Annotated in this window: 19 protein-coding genes and 1 pseudogene; 6 read left to right on the forward strand and 14 right to left on the reverse strand. The window is 68.8% G+C overall.

Annotated elements, in window-relative coordinates; translation table 11 throughout:
- Positions 1-121 precede the first annotated feature (121 nt).
- Entirely contained in the window at positions 122-607 is a 486-nt protein-coding gene (locus tag MX571_RS06955) for a histidine kinase (RefSeq protein WP_247414917.1), read from the forward strand.
- Between the two features lie 93 nt (positions 608-700).
- Here MX571_RS06955 and argF read toward each other — a convergent pair whose 3' ends face one another.
- The 10 genes from argF to MX571_RS07000 all read right to left on the reverse strand — a co-directional run bounded on the left by argF (position 701) and on the right by MX571_RS07000 (position 10,202).
- On the reverse strand, positions 701-1,651 hold the full coding sequence (gene argF / locus MX571_RS06960) for an ornithine carbamoyltransferase (protein WP_247414918.1): 951 nt from the start codon (positions 1,649-1,651) through the stop codon (positions 701-703).
- A complete protein-coding gene (locus MX571_RS06965; protein WP_247414920.1) occupies positions 1,651-2,793 on the reverse strand; it encodes a [LysW]-lysine hydrolase in 1,143 nt (380 codons plus the stop codon). The genes argF and MX571_RS06965 overlap by 1 nt, the downstream gene beginning before the upstream one ends.
- Entirely contained in the window at positions 2,790-3,917 is a 1,128-nt protein-coding gene (locus MX571_RS06970; protein WP_247414922.1) for an aspartate aminotransferase family protein, read from the reverse strand. The genes MX571_RS06965 and MX571_RS06970 overlap by 4 nt, the downstream gene beginning before the upstream one ends.
- Positions 3,914-4,780, reverse strand: coding sequence for an acetylglutamate/acetylaminoadipate kinase (locus MX571_RS06975; protein WP_247414925.1), 867 nt, complete (start codon positions 4,778-4,780; stop codon positions 3,914-3,916). The genes MX571_RS06970 and MX571_RS06975 overlap by 4 nt, the downstream gene beginning before the upstream one ends.
- A 218-nt stretch (positions 4,781-4,998) precedes the next feature.
- Positions 4,999-6,030 carry an N-acetyl-gamma-glutamyl-phosphate reductase gene (gene argC, locus MX571_RS06980; RefSeq protein WP_247418449.1) on the reverse strand — a complete coding sequence of 344 codons (1,032 nt, stop codon included), beginning with the start codon at positions 6,028-6,030 and terminating at the stop codon, positions 4,999-5,001.
- Between the two features lie 31 nt (positions 6,031-6,061).
- Positions 6,062-6,973, reverse strand: a complete 912-nt coding sequence (gene lysX, locus MX571_RS06985) for a lysine biosynthesis protein LysX (protein WP_247414927.1) — start codon at positions 6,971-6,973, stop codon at positions 6,062-6,064.
- A 100-nt stretch (positions 6,974-7,073) separates the two neighbouring features.
- On the reverse strand, positions 7,074-7,238 hold the full coding sequence (gene lysW, locus MX571_RS06990; protein WP_247414929.1) for a lysine biosynthesis protein LysW: 165 nt from the start codon (positions 7,236-7,238) through the stop codon (positions 7,074-7,076).
- Positions 7,239-7,359: 121 nt separating this feature from the next.
- Positions 7,360-7,491, reverse strand: a complete 132-nt coding sequence (locus MX571_RS22355; RefSeq protein WP_282594470.1) for a hypothetical protein — start codon at positions 7,489-7,491, stop codon at positions 7,360-7,362.
- Positions 7,484-8,953 carry an argininosuccinate lyase gene (argH, locus tag MX571_RS06995; RefSeq protein ID WP_247414930.1) on the reverse strand — a complete coding sequence of 490 codons (1,470 nt, stop codon included), beginning with the start codon at positions 8,951-8,953 and terminating at the stop codon, positions 7,484-7,486. Before argH ends, MX571_RS22355 begins: the two co-directional genes overlap by 8 nt.
- 1 nt (position 8,954) lies before the next feature.
- Positions 8,955-10,202: an argininosuccinate synthase gene (locus MX571_RS07000; RefSeq protein ID WP_247414933.1), complete on the reverse strand. Its 1,248-nt coding sequence runs from the start codon at positions 10,200-10,202 to the stop codon at positions 8,955-8,957.
- A 300-nt stretch (positions 10,203-10,502) separates the two neighbouring features.
- Between MX571_RS07000 and MX571_RS07005 the strand changes: the two genes are divergently transcribed.
- A complete protein-coding gene (locus MX571_RS07005) occupies positions 10,503-11,009 on the forward strand; it encodes a 2'-5' RNA ligase family protein (protein ID WP_247414934.1) in 507 nt (168 codons plus the stop codon).
- Between the two features lie 57 nt (positions 11,010-11,066).
- On the opposite strand, the gene MX571_RS07010 is transcribed toward MX571_RS07005, so the two are convergent.
- Positions 11,067-13,532 (reverse strand): ATP-dependent DNA helicase, encoded by a 2,466-nt coding sequence (locus MX571_RS07010; protein WP_368408994.1) that lies wholly within the window; start codon positions 13,530-13,532, stop codon positions 11,067-11,069.
- Positions 13,533-13,694: 162 nt separating this feature from the next.
- A complete protein-coding gene (locus MX571_RS07015; protein WP_247414936.1) occupies positions 13,695-14,837 on the reverse strand; it encodes a CBS domain-containing protein in 1,143 nt (380 codons plus the stop codon).
- Positions 14,838-14,934: 97 nt separating this feature from the next.
- On the opposite strand from MX571_RS07015, the pseudogene MX571_RS07020 reads away from it, so the two are divergent.
- A pseudogene (locus tag MX571_RS07020) lies at positions 14,935-15,216 on the forward strand (lycopene cyclase domain-containing protein); the annotation flags it as partial.
- A gap of 125 nt (positions 15,217-15,341) precedes the next feature.
- Here the strand turns inward: MX571_RS07020 and MX571_RS07025 are convergent.
- Positions 15,342-17,276: a glycoside hydrolase family 15 protein gene (locus tag MX571_RS07025; protein ID WP_247414938.1), complete on the reverse strand. Its 1,935-nt coding sequence runs from the start codon at positions 17,274-17,276 to the stop codon at positions 15,342-15,344.
- Positions 17,277-17,873: 597 nt separating this feature from the next.
- Between MX571_RS07025 and MX571_RS07030 the strand changes: the two genes are divergently transcribed.
- Positions 17,874-18,194, forward strand: a complete 321-nt coding sequence (locus tag MX571_RS07030; RefSeq protein WP_247414940.1) for a DUF7344 domain-containing protein — start codon at positions 17,874-17,876, stop codon at positions 18,192-18,194.
- A gap of 46 nt (positions 18,195-18,240) precedes the next feature.
- On the opposite strand, the gene MX571_RS07035 is transcribed toward MX571_RS07030, so the two are convergent.
- Complete coding sequence (locus tag MX571_RS07035) at positions 18,241-18,486, reverse strand: HalOD1 output domain-containing protein (RefSeq protein ID WP_247414942.1); 246 nt, start codon at positions 18,484-18,486, stop codon at positions 18,241-18,243.
- Between the two features lie 399 nt (positions 18,487-18,885).
- Here MX571_RS07035 and MX571_RS07040 point away from each other — a divergent pair, with 399 nt between their 5' ends.
- Both MX571_RS07040 and MX571_RS07045 read left to right on the forward strand, forming a co-directional pair.
- The gene (locus MX571_RS07040; protein ID WP_247414944.1) at positions 18,886-19,428 is read left to right on the forward strand and encodes a hypothetical protein; all 543 of its coding nucleotides are present in this window, start codon (positions 18,886-18,888) and stop codon (positions 19,426-19,428) included.
- Positions 19,429-19,684: 256 nt separating this feature from the next.
- The gene (locus MX571_RS07045; protein ID WP_247414946.1) at positions 19,685-20,107 is read left to right on the forward strand and encodes a trypco2 family protein; all 423 of its coding nucleotides are present in this window, start codon (positions 19,685-19,687) and stop codon (positions 20,105-20,107) included.
- The last annotated feature ends 165 nt before the right edge of the window (positions 20,108-20,272 follow it).

Here is a 20,272-nt window from a genome sequence, read left to right on the forward strand (position 1 = left end):
GACCAAGAGTGTTCGTTCGGGGGCATGGTTCACCGTCCACACGGCGACACGATATCAGTGACATGCCCGAATTCGGACCAGAGGAAGGCTGAATACCTCGAACAGCGTATTGTGTGTCGCTATGGCTTCAACAGCACGCACCCCAGAGACCACGATAGTAGAGTCCACGACCACGCAGAGCCGGTGGCTCGGCTCCATCGGTGACGGCATCCTCGCCGGCGTCGCCATGGGCGTCGTGATGGCGTTCGCGATGCCCGAGATGCTCGACGAGGCAATCCCCGCCCTGTACGGACAGGAAGGGGCGCTCGTCGGCGTCACGGCGCACCTCGCACACGCGGCCGTCTTCGGCCTCCTGTTCGCCGCTATCGTCCGATTCGGGAACCTCTCGCGGTACACCGACGACGTCACGACCAGCACGGCGCTCGGCCTCGCATACGGCCTCGTCCTGTGGATACTCGCCGCGAGCGTCGTCATGCCCGCCTGGCTCGACGCGATGAACGTCGCTGGCGCACCCGCCATCCCGACGTTCGACACGATGTCGCTCCTCGGCCACGCCGTCTTCGGCGTCGTCCTCGGCGCGCTCTACCCGTACCTCAAGCGGTACTAGAACGACTTTTTCGGACCGCAACGCGACGGAGAGCGCCGCGTGCGGTTCAGGAGTGGTGTACGGGCAGGCTATCCACTACCTGTTACTACGCCGTCACTGGTCGAGCAGCCACGTCAACAGCGCCTTCTGGGCGTGCAGGCGGTTCTCGGCCTGGTCCCAGACGAGGGAGCGCTCGGACTCGATGACGGCGTCGGTTATCTCCTCGCCGCGGTGGGCGGGCAGGCAGTGCATCACCGCCGCGTCCGTCCCGGCGAGCAGGTCCTCGTCCAGTTGGAAGCCGCCCTCGGTGAACGTCTCCAGCTTCGCCTCCCGCTGGTCCTCCTGGCCCATGCTCACCCAGACGTCCGTGTAGCAGACGTCCGCGTCCGCGACGGCCGCCGCTGGGTCGTCGGTGACGGTCGGTCGCGCGCCGAGGTCGGCCGCGCGGTCCAGCACCGCATCGTCGATGCCGTACTCCGCGGGTGTCGCCACCGAGACGTCCAGTCCGGCCAGCGCGGCCCCGACGACGAACGACTGGGCGACGTTGTTGCCGTCGCCGACCCACGCGACGCTGGCGTCGTCGCCGAACCGTTCGCGGATGGTCAGCAGGTCGGCGAGCGTCTGACACGGGTGGGCCGCGTCCGTGAGGCCGTTGACGATGGGGACGGTGGCGTACTCGGCGAGTTCGACCACCTCCGCGTGGTCGAACGTCCGCGCCATCACGACGTCCACGTAGCACGACAGCGTCCGCGAGATGTCCTTCCCGGGTTCGCGTCCGCCGAGGCCGATGTCGTCGGGACCGAGGAAGACGGCGTGACCGCCCAGTTGCGTCATCCCCGTCTCGAAGGAGACGCGGGTGCGCGTCGAGGGCTTCTCGAACACCATCGCGAGCGTCTGGCCCGCGAGGTAGCGATGCGGCGTCCCCGACGCCTGCGCCGCCTTCAGCGCCGTCGCCCGGTCGAGTATCTCCGTCAGTTCGTCGGGCGAGAGGTCGTCGATGTCGAGCAGGTGGCGCGGCCCGTCGCTCGTCGCCTCGTCCGCGCTCTCGTCGGTCGAGACGCCCATCACGCGTCACCTCCGAGCGTCTGGGCGACCGATTCGAGCACCGCGACCGAGCGGTCGAACTCGGCCAGCGGGAGGCGCTCGTCGGGCGCGTGGTCGAGGTCGGAGTCGCCCGGCCCGTACGTCGCCATCGGGCAGTCCCACGCCTCGGCGTAGAGGTTCACGTCGGCCGTCCCCGTCTTGCGCAGCAGACGCGGGTCGCCGCCCGCCTCGCGGATGGCGACGCGGAACGCGCGGGCCACCTCGGTCCGGGGGCTGGTCATGACGGGCGGGATGGCGTCGTGCCAGTGGACGCTGCCGCCGTTCAGTTCCCGCTCGACGCGTTCGCGCACGTCGTCGGTGGTCATCGCGGGCGGGACGCGGAACTGCACGTCCATCGTCGCCTCGACGGCGAGGCCGTCGTCGCTCGTGCCGCCCTCCACGCTGGTCGGCTTCGGCGTCACCTGCTCGAAGACGGGCGACCACTCGTCGCCCTCGCCGGGTTCGAACGCCGCCTCGACGCGCGACCACCACTGGAGCGCGTCCTGGATGGCGTTGTTCTGCGGGCGTGAGGTGTGGCCCGACTCGCTGGTGGCGACGTAGCGCCCCGCCAGCAGACCGCGGTAGCCGAGCGTGATGCCGTCCCAGCCCGAGGGTTCGCCGTTGACGAGCGTCTCGGGGGCCTCGCGGTCGGTGACGAGGTGACGCGCCCCGCGCGAGTCCGTCTCCTCGCCGACGACGCCGACGAACGAGACGCCGGTGTTCACCGCCGCGACGGCCATCGCCGCGAGCGGTCCGGTCGCGTCGACGCTCCCGCGACCCCACAGTTCGGGGCCGCCGTCGCCGTCGTCCCCTCCGGCGGTTTCACCGCCTTGGTCTCGGGACGACGAAGTCGTCCCGCTCTCCTCGACCCGGACCGGAATCTCGCCGGGCACCGTGTCGACGTGGGAGGTGAGGAGCACCGCGTCGTCCGCGGGTGCGCGAACGTTGCCGACCTCGTCCAGCCACGCCTCGCGGCCGTGGTCCTCGAAGAACGCCACGAGCAGGTCGCACGCCTCGCGCTCCTCGCCCGACACCGACGGCGTCGAGACGAGCGCCTCCAGCAGGTCGCGTGCCTCCTGCTCGGAGACGCCCGCGTCCGTCGCGCACTCGGAGGAGGCGTTCACCCCATCACCTCCGCGAGCGCGTCGACGACCTGTTCGCAGTGCGCCTCCTCCACGACGAGCGGCGGGAGCAGGCGCAGGACGGAGCGGCCCGCCGGGAGCGCGAGCACCTGGTGGCTCATCGCCAGCTTCGGGAGCAGACGGTTCGCGCCGCGTTTCACCTCGACGCCGACCATCAGGCCCGTCCCGCGCACGTCGCGCACGTCGTCGCCGATGGCTCCCTGTAGCTCGGTCAGCAGGTGGTCGCCCATCGAGGCGGCGTGGCCGGGCAGGTTCTCGTCGACCAGCACGTCGAGCGTCGCGTTCGCCGCCGCGGCGACGACGGGCCCGCCCGAGAACGTCGAGCCGTGGGGGCCAGCGTCCTCGGCGACCCAGTCCTTGCAGAGCGTCGCGCCGAGCGGCAGACCGCTGGCGATGCCCTTCGCCGTCGTCAGGATGTCGGGCGTCACACCGTGGTGCTCGCAGGCCCAGAACTCGCCGGTGCGACCGAGCCCGGTCTGTATCTCGTCCATCACCATGGCCGCGCCGTGGTCGTCGCAGGCCTCGCGAACGGACTGGAGATACCCCTCCGGCGCGGGGTTGACGCCTCCCTCGCCCTGCATCGGTTCGAGGATGACGGCGGCCGTCTCGTCGTCGACGGCGTCGGCCATCGCGTCGCCGTCGCCGTACTCGACGAACTCGACGCCGCCAGCGACCGGTTCGAACGGGTCGCGGTACTTGTTCTTCCACGTCGTCGCCAGCGCGCCCATCGTCCGGCCGTGGAACGCACGCGTGGTGGCGACTATCTTCGAGCGGCCGGTCGCGCTCCGGGCGAACTTCAGCGCGGCCTCGTTCGCCTCCGTCCCCGAGTTGCAGAGCCAGACGTTCTCGCAGTCGCCCGGCCCGAGCGAGGCGAGGCGCTCGTACAGGCCGTCGCGCACGTCGACGGGGTACGACCCCTGGACGTACAGCAACTCCGCGGCCTGCTTCTGGATGGCCTCGACGACGTCCGGGTGGCAGTGGCCGACCGGCGTGACGGCGTACGACGCGCCGAAGTCGAGGAACTCGGTATCCGAGTCGTCGTAGAGGTGGACGCCCTCGCCGCGGTCGATGCGCAGCGGTTTCTCCGAGAAGACGAAGCCGCTCACTGTCCGACCTCCGTCGCCTCAGTGGCGTCGTCCGTCGCCAGCGCGCCGGGGAGTATCGTCGTCCCGGCACCGTCGAGCGCACCGCTGACGGGTGCGTCGGCGTTCGCGTCGCCGACGACCACGCTCGACGCGCCTCCCTCCAGCGCCTCCGTCGCCGCCATCACCTTCCGGGTCATGAACCCCTCGGCGGCGTCGGTGAGCACGTCGTAGTCCGCCGCGGAGTCCACCACGTCGATGACCGAGTCGGGGTCGTCGAGGTCCGCGAGGACGCCCGGCACGTCCGTCAGCAGGACGAGGTCGGCGTCCAGCGCCCCCGCGACAGCCGCCGCGGCGCGGTCGGCGTCGGAGTTGACCGCCAGCCACTGGTCCTCATCCTTCGCCAGCATCGGAACGGTCACGACGGGCGTGTAGCCGCCCGCGAGCAAGGTGTCGAGGAGGTCGGCGTCGACCTGCTTCACGGTCCCCGAGTGGTCGCCGCGGCGGATCTTCTGCTTCCCGTCCTCGACGACGCGCACGGCGGACTTCCGGGGACCTTTCAGCAGGCCGCCGTCCACACCGGAGAGACCGACGGCGTTCACGCCCGCGTTCTGCAGGCCGACGACGAGGTCGGTGTTCAGCTTGCCGGGCAGCACCATCGAGAACACCTCCATCGTGCGCTCGTCGGTGAACCGCCCGACGACGCCAGACGGCGTCTCGACGTACTCCGGGTCCTCACCGAGCGATTCGAGGGTGTCGTCCACCGCCGTCGACCCGCCGTGGACGACGACGACCTGTTCGCCGTCCGCTACGAGGTCGGCGATGTCCTCCAGCGCGCCCTCGGGGTTCACCGCCCGAGCGCCGCCGATTTTGACGACCACCGTCATGCGGCGGCCACCTCGGTACGGGTGGGACTGGAAGGGGCCGCGCTCTGCACGAAGCACGACGACGTAAGCACTGGAGCGAACGAGCGTAGCGAGTGAGCGAAGCGCGCAGCGAGTCGCGCGAGTGCAGAGCGCGGGGGCTTCCGAGCCGTCGCTGTCGTTTCCCACTCAATCGCCCGTCCACTCAAAATCGTATCTGCGTTGAAAGTCATCGAGATCACCTAGGGCGCACCTACGGGGTGCAGCCCTTGGAACTCCAGCCCCGCCGTCTCCTCGACGCCGAGCGCGATGTTCGCCGCGTGGACCGCCTGGCCCGCCGAGCCCTTCATCACGTTGTCGATGGCCGAGAACACGACGATGCGGCCGTTCCGGGGGTCGAGTTCGAAGCCGACCTCTGCGAAGTTCGTCCCCGCCACCGCCTTCGGTTCGGGGTAGCGGTAGACGCCGCCACCGCCCGAGACGAGGCGGACGAACGGTTCGTCCTCGTAGCGCTCGCGGAACGCGCCCCAGAGGTCGCCCGTCGTGACGCGCTCGTCGGGGAAGACGTGACAGGTCGCGCTCGCACCGCGCACCATGTCCACGGCGTGGACGGTGAACGCGACGCGGCCGACGAACTGCTCTATCTCGGCCTCGTGGCGGTGGCTCGTCGGCGCGTAGGGACGCACGACCCCCGAGCGCTCGGCGTGCGACGAGGCGGCTCCGCCGCCCGCGCCGCCCTCCGAGGAGCCGACCTTCACGTCCACGACGGGTCGCTGCGACCCGAGCATGTCGCCGTCGGCGAGGGGGAGCAGGCCGAGCATCGTCGCGGTGGCGTTGCAGCCCCCCGACGCGACGAGGTCCGCACCCGCCAGCTCCTCGCGGTTGAGTTCGGGCAGCGCGTACGTCGCGTCCGCGAGCAGCTCCGGCCGTTCGTGGCCGTCGTACCACTCGTCGTACTGGTCTTCCGTGTTCAGCCGGAAGTCCGCCGAGAGGTCGACGACGGTGTCCGCGGCGTCGCGGAACTCGTCGATACGGTCCATCGAGACGCCGTGGGGCGTCGCGGCGAACAGCACGTCCACCGATTCGAGGTCCGCGGGGTCGGTGAAGCGCAGGTCCTCACCCCGCAGGTTCGGGTGGACGTGGCCGACGGTCTTGCGGGTCGCCGACCGACTCGTCGCCTGCTCGACCGTGAACTCGGGGTGGCCGGCGAGCAGACGGAGCAGTTCTCCACCGGCGAACCCGCTGGCACCCACGACGCTGGCGGTGAGCGTCACGCCGCTCCCTCCGTCGCACTCCCCCACCGCATCACGTCGTCGCCTCCAGTTCGGCCAGTTCGCCGTCGTCCTCGTCACCGTCGTCCCCCTCGGCCGCGACGCGGGACTCCAGCCAGTCGACGACCGCGGCGGGGACGTCCACGTCGACGGCGTCGTTCAGCGCCTTGAACTCGACGGTGTGGTTGACCTCGTGGACGGTGTAGCCGCCGTCGTCGCCCGTCTCCATCAGGTCGACACCCAGCAGTCCACCGCCGACGGCCTCGCTGGCACGTTCGACGAGTTCGCGCGCCTCGTCGTCTAGCTCGAACGCCTCGGCGTCGCCGCCCTTCGCGGCGTTGGTGAGCCAGTGGTCCGACGAGCGGGTCATCCCCGCGACGGGTTCGCCGTCGACGGCCACGACGCGGATGTCGCGGCCGGGTTTCTCGACGAACTCCTGGACGTAGAACACCTTGTGCTCGTAGTGACCGAGCGTCGCCTTGTGTTCGAGGATGGCCTCGGCGGCGCTCCGGGAGTCGAGTTTGGCCATCAGCCGGCCCCACGAACCCACGACGGGCTTGAGGACGCAGGGGTAGCCGAACTCCTCGATAGCTTCGAGGGCGGCGTCGGTGGTGAACGCCACCGTCGTCTCGGGCGTCGGGACGCCCGCCGCCGACAGCGCGATGCTGGTCTCGGCCTTGTCCGCGCAGAGCGCCGCGGTGTCGGCGCTGTTCACGACGGGGACGCCGTAGTGGTCGAGGAAGCGCGTCGCGTACTTGCTGCGACTCGTCGCCAGGCAGCGGTCGACCACGACGTCGCAGTCGGTCAGCTCCTCGGGCGCGTTCGACAGCGAGAACTGCTGGTCGCGCACGTCGATCTTCGTCACCTCGTGGCCGCGCTCGCGCAGTTCCGACAGCAGCAGTTTCTCGTCGCGCCGGATGCGCGAGTAGAGGATGCCGACGTTCACGCCGACTCCTCCGTCGAGGCGTTCTGGTCACCGAGTCGGGTCCTGCTGGCGTCGCTCACGTGGGTCGCGAGCGAGCCGGTGGGAGTGCCGTTCGTCACCGTCACTCCCCCCAGTCTTCCTCCAGTTCGGGTGCCACGTCGAGTTCGACGGGGTCCGTCGAGAGGACCTCCAGTTCGGCACCGCAGGTGTCGCAGTCGAGTATCTCTCCGGTCTCAACGTCGTCGGGCAGGGCCACGTCGGCCCCGCACTCTGGGCAAGTCGTCATCGTAGCTACGACTCCGACGACGATCTACTTAATTCCATCGAACTTGTCAGCGCAATTAATAGACGGAACGGCCGCTAACAGCCTCGGGAGAGCGTTCGGCGGCGGTCGCGTCGGCAACGTATCATGGGTGTGGTAGGTCAGGTCCGGCCGGAGCCGGCGGCTTCGGGAGCGGTCGCGGAACGGCGTGGGCGGTCGTCGCCGCGTCGCTGGACCCGGCGACGAGCGTCCCGCGAGTCGTCACGACCTCAGACATACGCCGTCACCTCCTCGCGGAGTTCGTCGTTCGCCGCGTTGAGCGACGCAGTGAGGTCGTCGAGGGTCGCCTCGTCGGTCGCGATTCCGTCGCTCACCTCGTCGAGGTGTGCGCGGACCGTCTCGGGGGCGGGGCCGCCGAGCGAGTCGCGCGCCGCGACGTTCGAAACGGGGTCGAGCGCCGTCTGGACCGCCTCCTCCGAGACGTACGTCGAGAGCGGTTCGTCCAGCACCTCGTCGGCGGCCGTCGCCACGGTGTCGTAGTCGGGCGTACCGCCGTCTTCGGCGGCCTCCGCAGCGAGCGCCAGCACCTCGTGGGCCGTCCTGAACGGCAGGCCCGACGCCGCGAGCAGGTCCGCGACGCCCGTGGCGGTCGAGAACCCCTCACCCGCGGCCGCCTCCAGTTCCGCCTCGGGCCAGTCGGCGGTCGCCACCGCGCCGGCCGCTACCTCCGTGGCCTCGGTGACCACGTCGACGCTCGCCCAGACGTGGGGCGTCGCGCGCTGGAGGTCACGGTTGTACGCGCGCGGGAGGCCCTTGAGCGTGGTCAGCAGGCCGTCGAGGCCCGCGCTGGCGTCGCCCGCCGTCGCCCGGACCAGTTCGAGCGTGTCGGGGTTGACCTTCTGGGGCATGATGGAGGACGTCGAGGAGTACTCGTCCGCGAGGTCCACGAGCCCCCTGTTGGCGAAGACGACGAGGTCCTCGGCCAGTCCGGAGAGGTGCGTCGCCAGCGTAGCCAGCGCCGACGCCGTCTCGACGAGGAAGTCGCGGGTCGCGCTGGCGTCCATCGCGTTGTCCAGCACGCCGTCGAACCCGAGCAGTTCGGCGACGCGGCCGCGGTCCACGTCGAACGTCGTCCCGGCGAACGCGGCCGCGCCGAGGGGCGACTGGTTCGTCCGGGCGAACGCCTCGAACAGGCGCTCCGTGTCGCGTTCGAGCGCCTGCTGGTACGAGCAGACCCAGTGGGCGACGGTCGTCGGCTGGGCGGGTTGCAGGTGCGTGAAGCCGGGCATCACCGTCTCGACGTGCTCCTCGGCGACGGTCGCGAGCGACTCGCGGCAGACGAGCGTCGCCTCGATGGCCTCGACGAGGTCCTCGCGCAGGCGGTAGCGGATGCACGCCGCCACCTCGTCGTTGCGCGAGCGGGCGGTGTGCATCTTCCCGCCGACGGCTCCCACCTGGTCGATGACGGCCGTCTCGATGGCGGCGTGGATGTCCTCGCCCTCGGGGAGGCCGTCGTGTTCGCCGACCTCCACGACGTCGAGCGCCTGCAGGATGGTCGCCGCCTCGTCGTCGGTCACGACGCCCTGCTCGGCGAGCATGACGACGTGCGCGCGGTCGACGGCCAGGTCGGCCTCGAAGATGCGCTCGTCGGCCGACAGCGACGAGAGGAACGACCGGGCGGGGCCGCCGCTGAAGCGCTCGCGGCGGACCACGTCCGAGTCCCCTCCCGTCCCCGTCATCTCACTGGTCCCCGTCGTCGGTGCCGCCGTCGGTGACCGCGTCCACCGACTTCGCTTCCTGTTGCTTCGCCTTCGCACTGTTCGCGAGGCGCGTCTGGAACCCGTGGTACTTCGCGACGCCCGTCGCGTCCTCCTGGGCGATGCCGTCGACGGTCTCAGTGTCGAACGACGCCGCGGACTCGGAGTACGTCGCGTACTCGCTGTCGCGGCCGACCGGACGGCACTGGCCGCCCTCGAACTTCAGCGTGACCGTGCCCGTCACGCGCTCCTGCGTGCTGGCGATGAACCCCTCCAGCGCGTCGACGAGCGGAGCCATCACGAGGCCCTCGTAGGCCTTCTGGGACCACTGGGCGTCGACCTGCTGTTTGAACTGGCGCTCCTCGTGCGTCAGGACGAGTCCCTCCAGCGCCTCGTGTGCGGTGAGCAGCGCCGTCGCGGCCGGGTGCTCGTAGTTCTCGCGGACCTTCAGCCCGAGCATGCGGTCTTCCATCATGTCGGTGCGGCCGACGCCGTGCGCCCCGGCGACCGAGTTGAGGTGCTCGACGAGCGTGACGGGGTCCATCTCCGACCCGTCCACGGCGACCGGGTAGCCCTCCTCGAACGTTATCTCGACGAGTTCCGTCTCCGCGTCGCCGGGCGTGTCGGTCCACTCGTAGATGTCCTCGGGCGGGACGTAGTTCGGGTCCTCCAGCGCGTCGCCCTCGACGGAGCGACTCCAGAGGTTCGTGTCGATGGACCAGTCGCCGCCGTTACCGCCCTCGACGGGCAGGTCGTGTTCGGCGGCGTACTCGGACTCCCAGTCGCGGGTCAGGCCGAGTTCGCGGACGGGCGCGACGACGTCCAGGTCGGAGGCGCGCCAGACGGCCTCGAAGCGCAACTGGTCGTTGCCCTTCCCGGTACAGCCGTGGGCGACGGCGTCACAGCCCTGTTCGAGCGCCACGTCGAGGATGGACTGGGCGATGACGGGGCGGGCGAGCGCCGTCCCGAGCGGGTAGCCCTGGTAGTCGGCGTTCGCGCGGACGGCGTCGAGACAGAGGTCGGCGAACTCGCTCTTCGCGTCGACGACGTAGGTGTCGACGCCGAGCGCGTCGGCCGTCTCCTCTGCCTCCTCGAACTCCTCGGCTGGCTGGCCGACGTCGACGGTGACGCCGATGACCTCGTCGTAGCCGTACTCCTCTTTCAACAGCGGTACGCAGACGGTCGTATCGAGCCCGCCCGAGAAGGCGAGCGCGACGGTGGTGTCGGACATTGGTGGTGTGGGGTGACGTGGGATGTCGTGGGGTGCGCCGAAACCTCGGCGCTAGGCGGTTGGAGACTGGGCGACGGTCGGATTGAAAATGGAGTTAGTGGGCCAGGAGGCCCGGTCGCACTCGTCGCGGAATGGCACCGCTCGCGGCCTGCGTGCCGAGGGAACGGTGAGTCGTCATTACCAGCACGAAACGACGCGACGGACATAAACCTGTCTCGTCAGGCAAGCGCTGCCCCGGCGTGTGAGCACCCCACACGACGGTTCGCGGCGTTTTTGAACGTGCGTCCAGTGTCTCTCGACGTGTACAGTCTGAACGCACCGATTCCGACCGCAGCCGAGACAGTCGTGCAGGAACTGCAGACCGACCTCCCCGCCGACTGCCGCCCCCGCGACCGCCTCACGCTCGTCGTCAAGCGGGTGGGCGAGGGCGAGACCGACCACCGGGAACTCGCCGCCCGCTGTCGCGACGCGCTCTCGGGGGAACCGCGGTGTGCGGCCCGCGTCGCGGGAGTCGACGTCTTCGACGCGGACGACGGGGGGCCGGTACTCCACCTCCGAGTCGACAGCCCCGGTCTCCGGGCGCTCCACCGTCGGCTCTGTCGCGCGTTCGACCCGGTCCCGGTCATCGAGGGCGAGGACTACGTCCCGCACGTGACGCTCGGGCGCGGCGGCGACCCCGACGCAGTACAGCGCTTCCGTGAGCGCTACGACGGGCAGGTGGACCCGGTCGAGTGGACCGTCTCGGACCTCCTGCTGTGGTCGAACCGGTGGCGCGAACCGGTCGCGACGCTCCCGCTGGGTACGTGAGAACTCGCCGAACGTACGTGCCGAACGTAGGGTCTGTCGGTCGCGGCGGCGACCCACTCATGGTCGCGGCGGCGACCCGTCCCACGCCTCCATGTCGGAGTAGAAGTTGAGCATCGCGAACTTCAGCTTCTCGGGTTCGATATCTATCTGCTCGACGCGCTCCTCGGCCGGGAACGCCTCCTTGACGCTGTACTTCTTCATCTCGCGGCGGGCGCGCTTCGTGTAGCGCTCGTCGAGCAGGATGCGGACGCCGAAATCCTCCGGCGAACGCACGACCCGGCCGAGCGCCTGTCGGGTCTTGCGCACAGTCGGCACCTCGACGGCGTACTGCCAGCCGACGTCCTTACCGGCGAAGGCGTTCTCGTAGGCGTCCTGCACCGCGTCCATCCGGTCGTCGAGGTGCGGGTACGGGACGCCGACGACCACCACGGTCCGGGCGTCGTCGTCGTCGAAACTGACGCCCTCGGCGAGGGTGCCCCACAGCGAGGTGAACAACACGCCGTCGTCGTCCGCGGTGAACCGCTGGCGCAACTCCTCGGCGCGTTCGCCCGGCCGGTCGAGGTACCGGTTCGCACTCACGTCCGGGTGCGACCCCAGCAGGTCGTGGTAGCGCTCGGCCTCCCGGTAGCTGGGGAAGAACGCGAGAGTGTTCCCCGGCGTGAACCGCACGGCGTCGGCGAGCGCCGAGGCGACCTGCGTCTGCGTCTCGCGCTCCTCGCGCTTCGAGGCGAACAGCGCCGGGATGTCGACGGCGTACGTCCGGCGGCGCTTCTCGGGGAACACCGCACCGTAGGCCATCTCGACGGGACCGTCGGTGTCGCTCTCCTCCGTCCCGTCCGCCTCCGCCTTCGGGGTCGGGTCCCCGTCGTCGCTCCCGCCGTCCCCGTCGTCCGTCTCACCCACCGACGCGCCCGACAGGCCGAGGACGTCGCCGAGGACGTCGAACGGCCTGAGCGTCGCGCTCATCAGGACGCTCGCGTGGAGTTCGTCGAACAGCGGCTCGGTGACGCGCCGCGGGATGCAGGTGTACAGTTCGGCGCGGCCGTAGATGGCGTCCTCGGCGTCCGTGGCCGTGCCGCCGTCGGTGGTCACGCTGTCCTCGCCCGCGTCACCACCGACCGCCGCCCGCTGGCCGTCGCCAGAACGCTCTGCGTTCTGGCTGCCTGCCGAGGATTCCTCGGCATCGCCGTCGCCCTCGCCTCCGGCGTCGAACCGACCCGGCCTGCGAACGGAGACGACGGGGTACTGGCCCTCCTCGTCCGAGTCTCGGAGCCAGTCGTCGACGAACGTCGCCGCCTGCAGCACGCGACACTCCTTGCGGGTCCGCGTCTCGCCCTCCTTGTACGCCTCGTGGTACTGGCGGTCGAGGTCCTTCCCGAGTTCCAGCGCCACGTCGAGGTCCTCGTGGATGCCCTGGCCCGTGTAGGCGTCGAGGAACGCGAGCGTCAGGTCGTCGCGCCCGCGGTCGTTCGTGATGGAGAGGTCGTACCAGTCCTCGTCGACCTCGTCGCGTTCGCCGTAGGCCAGCGCGTCCTCGTAGGTGCGCCGGAGCGCCTCGCGGAACGCGCTCACGACGTTCTCGGCGGGCGGCACGCGCGGGTCGGCCGTCTCCTCCAGCTCCCCGAGCGCGCTGTCGAGCGTCGGTTCGGCCAGCGCGCGCGTCGCGTGGTCGCGGGCGGCGTCCTCGACGTTGTGCGCCTCGTCGAACACGCACACCACGTCCTCGGGGTCGCGGCCCAGCCACCGGAAGAACTGCTCGCGGATCATCGGGTCGAGCAGGTGGTGGTAGTTACAGACGACGAGGTCCACCCCCTCCATCCCCTCCTTCAGCAACTCGTAGCCACAGAACCCCTCCTCGTGGGCGTGGTCGTATATCTCGTCGGGCGTCCGCACGTCGTCGAACAGCCACTCGTAGAACCCGTCGGTGTCGCCGACGAGGTTCTGCCGGTAGTACTCGCAGATGGACTGGTCGCGTAGCTCCTCCAGTTCCGCCTCCAGCGCGTTCATCTCGTCCATCACGGCCTGTCTGCTCGCGGCCGCCTCGTCGGCCGCCGCGCCGCCAGTGCCCCCCGACTCGGCACCGTCGCGGGCCTCGTCGAGCAGGTCCTCGCTCGTCGCGCCGAGTTCCGCCCGCTCCTGTTCGACCTCGACGACCTCCTTCGTCGTGTCCCGGAGCGCCTGGCACTCCTCGTAGCCCACGTCGATGTGGCACATCGAGGACTTCCCGCGGAAGACGACCGTTCTGATGGGTTCCTGTCGCGTGATGGCGCGGGCCTCCTCGATGAACTGGCGGGTCTGCTGGTGGACGTTCGTCGTGATGACGATCGTCTTGTCGGTCCGGCGAGCGTGTTCCAGCGCCGGCGCGAGCGCCGCCAGCGTCTTGCCCGTGCCGCAGGCCCCCTCGAACAGCACGTCACGGCCGTCGTCCAGCGCGCCGGCGATGGTGTCCATCGCCTCCCGCTGGTGGTCGTACGGGCTCCCGTACGGGAAGAAGCGAAGGTGGTCCGACGACGACTGACTCACTACGAGAGGGTTGCGCGCCCGCGGCTAAAATCCCTCGCTCCGTACGGTCGGGTACTCCGACCGGAGTCGAAGGACGCTCCGTACGGTCGGCTACCACGTGGGGTCTCGAAGAAAGCCGCGAGCGGTCGGGGGCGAGTCGAGCGATTCCCGGTCGGAAGCCGCTCAGAGTTCGTTCAGCTTCCGGAGGAGCTGGCCCTTGTACTCCTCGTCGCTGCGCATCCCCTTCATCTCGATGACGTTGCGTTCGAGCTTGTCGAGGGCGACGCGGAACGCCGACTCAGCGCCGTACCCCTCGCCGCTCCCGGCGACCTGGCCGTGGGTCGTCCGGAGGCGGATCTGACACTGGATGAGCGGCGTGCCGCGGAGTTTCTCGCGGTGCTGGTGGAAGCGCACGTGGGCGTGCTGGACGCTCATCTCCTGGTACTTCTCGGCGACCTGCTCGATGCTCTGGCGGATGTTGTCCCGCGTGAGCGTGTCGAGCACGTCGATGTTGGTTATCTGGACGTCCATGTGCTCCTCCTCGGTGTAGGTGAGCGCGCGGAGCACGTCGGTCTTCGTGAGGATGCCCGCGACCAGCGAGTCGTCGTACTCGGGCGTGACGACGAGGCCGGCGACGTCGTGCTCGAACATGAGTTCGACGGCCTCCTTCACGCTGTCTTCGAGGTCCGTCGTGATGACGGGGCTGGACATCTCGTCGTAGACGGGCAGGTCGAGGATGCGCTCGATGTCGCCCGCGCGGTCGCCCTGCGTCGCCTTGTCCATGTTCCGGACCGCCACGTCCACGATGTCGTGGGTGGTGACCATCCCGGTCAGCTGGCCGTCCTCGTTGACGACCGGCAGTCGGGAGACGCTGTTCTCGCGCAGGAGGTTGATGACCCGACCGATGTGCGTGTCCTCGTCGATGCTGACGACGTTGTCGGTGTATATCTGATCGACCGTCAGCACGTCGAGGTTGTCGATGACGGCGTGCAGGATGGCGTCGGCGTCGACGATGCCCCACAGGTCGCCCGCCTCGAACACGGGAGCGACCTTCGTGTCGCCCTCGACGAGCATCCGGGCGACCTCGCGGACGTCGGCCGTCCGCTCGATCTTGGGGGCGGACTTCACCATCGCGGCGGCCTTGGTGTCGTCCTCGATGTGTGACTGGAGCAACTGCTGCTGGGTGATGATGCCCGAGTAGTCGCCGTCGTCGGTGACGATGACGCCCTTCGGGTTCTCGTGCTCGAAGATGGAACGGACCTTCGAGAGTCGCTGGTTGGCGTCCACCTCGACGAACTCCTCGGCCGCGATGTCTGCGATGTCCATTGTGCTCTCCTTGGGTGTTCTCCACCCGCGTTTATGAAGCTAGGCCGCAAACGTGGCAAGCACACAGGACTATCGGTGTCGCGACCCTCCGTTCGACATGGACATCACCGTGTTCGGCCGGTACACCTACCTCGTCACCGAGGTCGCGTGGGCCGTCGTCGCGCTGGCGCTCGTCGCGCACGCCGACGCGTGGCGCGCGGCCGCCAGGACGACGCTCGTCCTCTACCCCTTCGCGTACGCCTGGGACTGGTACACCCTCGAAGTGGGCGTGTTCGAGATTCCGCTCCGGACCGGTGTCGAACTGCTCGGTATCCCCATCGAGGAACACGTCTTCATGCTACTCGTCCCGACGATGGTCGTCGGGGTCCACGAGACGCTGCGGAAACGCGACCGCGACCGGGAGGTGGCCGCGACGGACCGAGACAGGGTCGAGGCGGCGACCGGTGTCGAGACGGAGACGGACGGCGTCGAGGCGGAGACGACGCGGTCCTCGGCGGAGAAGCGTCAGTCGTAGCGCGTCGTGGCGACCGGTTCGTCCGCGTCGACCGGTTCCGAGGCGTCCCGGGCGAGACCGAGGACGCTGTCGACGAGACCGGCGTGGGCGAACCCGAGCGGGTAGTTCCCCCGGTGTTCGCCGTTCATCGGGTCGATCTCCTCCGCGAACAGGTCGAGCGAGGAGGCGCGGCCGAGGATGTCCTCCAGCACCTCGACGGCGGCCTCGCGGCGCCCGGCCTTCAGCATCGCGTCGACCAGCCAGAACGTGCAGAGGACGAACGCGTGGTCCTCCCCCGACAGGCCGTCCGGCCCCTCGTACCGCTGGACGAGGCCGTCGTCGACCAGCAGTCGGTCGAACACCGCGTCGATGGTGCCCTGCACGCGCGGGTCGTCCGCCGGGAGGAACCCGACGAGGGGAATGCGCAGGCAGGCGGCGTCGAGCGCCTGGTCGGCCTCGAACGACCGGACGAACGCGTTCTGGTCCTCGCGGAACCCCTCCTCGCAGACCGTCTCGTGGATGTCGGTCCGGGCGTCGAACCAGTGGTCGGGAACCGGTTCGCCGCGCCCTTCGGCGATGGTGATGCCGCGGTCGACGGCCGCCCAGCACATCACCTTCGAGTGGACGAACTGCTCCGGGTTGCTCCTGACCTCCCAGATGCCGTAGTCGGGCTGGTGCCAGACGGCGCAGACGTGCTCGACGACGCGCTTGAGGCCCGTCCACTCCTCTTCGGTGAGCGTCACGCCCGCCTCGACGAGTTCGCTCGCGCTCAACAGCAGTTCGCCGTAGATGTCGATCTGCTTCTGCTCGCGGGCGGCGTTGCCGATGCGGACCGGCTGCGAGTCGCGGTAGCCCGAGAGGTGGTCGAGTTCCAGTTCGACCGTCCGGTCGACGTCCTCGACGGTCTCGGCGTCGGGTCGCGACTCGACGGCCGTCTCCTCGTCGAGGGCGTCGAGGTCGTACAGCGGGTGGAACAGCACCTCCTCGTTCGCCGGCCCGTGTTCGCGGAGGTAGCTCAGCCACCAGTTGAGGTTCGCCCGTGCCGCCGCCGTCGCTCCCAGGCGGGCCAGCGAGCGCGCCACTATCGACGAGTCGCGCACCCAGTGGAACCGGTAGTCCCAGTTCCTGACGCCGCCGACGTCCTCGGGGAGCGATGTGGTCGGGGCGGCCGCGATGGCTCCCGTCTCGGCGTTCGAGAGCAGGCGCATCGTCAGCGCCGACCGGACCAGAAGGTCTCGGTTCGCGCCCTCGATGCCCGCGAGCGTCCCGACCCACTCGCGCCAGTGGGCGATCGTCGCGTCGAGCGTCCGGCGGCAGTCCTCGCGCGTCGGTCGCGGGCCGTCGCCCTCGGTGAGGACGAACCAGCGCGACTCGCCCTCGGTCAGCGTGACGGTCCCCGTCGCGTCGCCGTCGCTGACGTCCAGGTCGGCGTCGGTCCACAGCGTGAGCGTCTGGTCGCCGCCTGTCACGCGGTAGCCGACGATGCCGCCTTCCGACAGGTGGCCGTTCGTCGTCCGCGACTCCGAGACGCTCTCGATGGTCGTCTCGCCGCGGGCGTAGTCGAACCGCGGGTGGAACTCGATGCTCAGCGTCTCCTCGGACTCGGTGCAGGTGACGCGGCGGACGAGCGACCGTTTGGTGAGGGTGTCCGACCGGACGACTGCGCGCGGGGGCATGAAGTCGGTGAGGCGCAACGTCCCGTCGTTCCCTCGGAACGTCGTCTCGAGGACGGGCGTATCGGGGATGTAGTCGTGATTCGACTCGAAGTCTCCGATGGGACGCAGGCAGAAACACCCGCCCACGTCGATATCGAGCAGCCGGGCGAACACGCTCGACGAGGAGAGGCGGGGGAACGGTAACCAGTCGACGCTACCGTCAGGACCCACGAGCGCGCACGTCTCGCGGTTCCCGACGACGCCATACGACTCTATCGAGCGGTACTCCATTACGCGACCCTAGGCGATGGTCGTTGAAAGTAGTGTTCGTCCAAACCGACGGTAGCTGTCCCCTAACTGATGTGAATCCGGTCGAATCGTCCGGGCCACCGACCGGCGACCGGTCGGTCCCCCGTGTCGGGTCACTGTTCGCCCGGTATCGTCGTCCTTCGCCGGGTGCGTCGCTCGGTGGAGTCAGGAGCGGTCCGCTCTACGGTAGGATGAAAAGTGTGCCAGCCCTTGCGGATACTGGCGGCCACGGAACCGGCAGAGACTGGGAAACCGCTGGTATGGTTCCGTGGAACCGAGGTGCGCCACCCGCCTGAGCACGCGATGAACGGGTTCTTCTCTCCCCGTCTTCGATTTCGATGACGCGCCTCGTTCACTCGAATACGCCATGTGTACTTATACCTTGGCGTTCGAACATCGAACGTCTCTCTGAACTGGCTACTCAGTCACATAGTGGCCTCGAACGCGGTATTTTGTGCTCGTATGTATCATTCTACACCTGCTTGATGGTGCCTACGTTCTAGTACAGCGCGAACCCGTCGGGAAAAATATATTTGTGGGAGAGAAACTATATGTCGTGACATTCAATTGGTGGGACAGATGGGGAGATACGAACCGGACGTGCTGCCGAAGAGCGTCGCGTACGACCTCGTCGCCGTGAAACGTCGGCGGATCGTGGTCTCGGTCCTGCTCGACCTCGCCGACGAGGTGCCTCTCGTCGACCTCGCTACGCAGGTAGCGGCCCGAGAAGACGGCGTCGCCGAGTCCGCGGTCACCGAAGAGACGCATCGGGCCGTCGCCGTCTCGCTCAGACACCACCACCTCCCGACGCTCGACGACGCCTCCGTCGTCGAGTTCGACTCCGAACGGAACACCGTCGTGTCGAACGACTCGCTCGACGACCTCGAACCGCTCGTCTGAGGTGTCCGCGTCGCTCCGGGGGCGGTCTGGCGGCCGCGGACGAGGACTACTCGGGGTGGAGTCGTGCGACGACCACCGTTCGGTCGCTGTAGACGGTCACGGCACAACCACAGAACTCGAAGGAGACACAGCCACTCCCGTTCACCGGCGTCCCTGCCGCCACGAACAGCCCATCGAGGGCGTCCGGGTCCATCACGTCGTACAGCGCTTCGGGGAGGTGCAACGGGTCACGGCCGGTCGCTTCACCGACCGCACGGACGGTGGCGAGGCTCCAGGGCTCCCCCTCTCTCATCTCGTACCGAAACTCCGTCGGTCGACCGACGTCCCCGGGTGGGGAGTCACTGTTCATCTGTTCGAACCTTCTGCTTCTATCGTTTTCGTACTATCACATCAATATAATCTATTCTGCGACTCTGTTTAAACTCTAGAAAAAGAATGACGCTCGAATCGGAGTATCATCCCTTGCGACGATTCGAGCGATTCGACGGAATCGATTCACCGGGTAGCGGCCCACCCACCCCAGTCCAGTGGGTCCCTCCCGCCCCGTTCTACCGGGCTCTTCCCCGCCTGACACGATGGCTCTCGGATGGAGTCGACGAGGTTCGGCCCGGACTACCGACGAGTTACCCCCGACGTATGCCGATTCACCGTCGGGTAACTATGCGAGGCGACGATGACGGCTCCGACACCCATGAGTACCGAGACGGAGCGCATCGAACGCGTCGGGTACGTCCTGTGGGGCGTCGTGCTGGCGACCGTCGTGTTCGGCGGCCTGGCGGTCGCGAGCGGCGCGCTCGACGCCAGTAGCGGCGGCCACGCGTCACCGCCGACGACCGGCGACGACGACACCAGCGACGGGACGGACCGTGCCGAAGCCGAGGCGGAGTCGCGCTGGGGTGTCCCGGTGGAGTTCGAGGTCGACGACGACGTGCCGTCGTTCGACTTCGCAGTCGACCTGCCCGGCGTCGACGTCTCGGGTGAGAACGTGGGCGACCCAGACGACCCCCAGTCGGTCGCGGTCGACACCGACGCCATCGACGACGGGGTGGCTCGGAACGCGGACTCGGGGCTCTGTGCTATCGGGCTGAACGAACCGAACCCGTCGGGCGTCGCAGTGAGCGTGGACGGAAACGGCTCGGCCAGCGCGTCCATCGACCCGGCACCGGACGAGACCACCGACGGGCCGCGCGAGCGCCCGCAGTCGGTGGTCGACCGCTGTACCGACGACGAGTGAGTGGGCAATCGTACGTCGGGTCTGAACCGGAACGAGGGGCGAGCCTCGAACCCCGCTGCGCGTTCGACGTCCGAACACGACGATTCGACTCGTCGCGTCGGCGAGGCCGTCGAAGAGTCCTCCACCTCTGCGGGGGACGGCGTGGCGTCGGTTATCGCGCGGGTCTACGACCACACTGACTGCGTGCCCCGAACGTACCTGCCGACTGCAGAAAAGGTGATGCTCGAGTAACGCTATCTGTGGTGTCGGTGATTGAATGTCTGCAACGAAAGCATCAGCCGACGGATTAGAAGACGATCTCCCCCTGAAAGAGTTCATTCGTGCGGTGCAGGCGGAGCTAATCGAGTCGGAGAGCGAGCGCGAGGAATCTAACATCCCACCCCTGTTCAAGGTCGATTCGCTGGAGATCGAGGCGTCCGTGGTCGCCTCGAAGCGAGTCGAAGGGAAGGGTGGCATCGACATCCAGGTCGTGTCACTCGGCGGTGGGGGTCACGTCGAGGAGCAGTCTGTCCAGAAGATCAAACTCACGCTCTCCACCGTAGAGGCGGAGGATATCGAGCGGTACGAGCAGCGACTGGAGGAGATGCAGCAGGAAGCGCAGACGACTGGAGGAGGCGGAATGCTGGTCAACGACGCGATCGTCAACGGGTTGCTCCCGGCACCCACGCCCGAGCCCTGACGAGCAACACTCCGCTCCGCGCCGAGCGCTGGGGGAGGTTACTATCGCCGGCCCTCGGGTGACTCTCGTCCAGACACGGTGTGGTTCGTCCAGACACGGTGTGGTCGTCGGTGACGCCTACGTACCTCATCGCTTCGCTCGCGGTCGTTGTGACGTGAAGAGTGG

The sequence above is a fragment of the Halomarina salina genome, from assembly GCF_023074835.1.
Taxonomy (GTDB): Archaea; Halobacteriota; Halobacteria; order Halobacteriales; family Haloarculaceae; genus Halomarina; species Halomarina salina.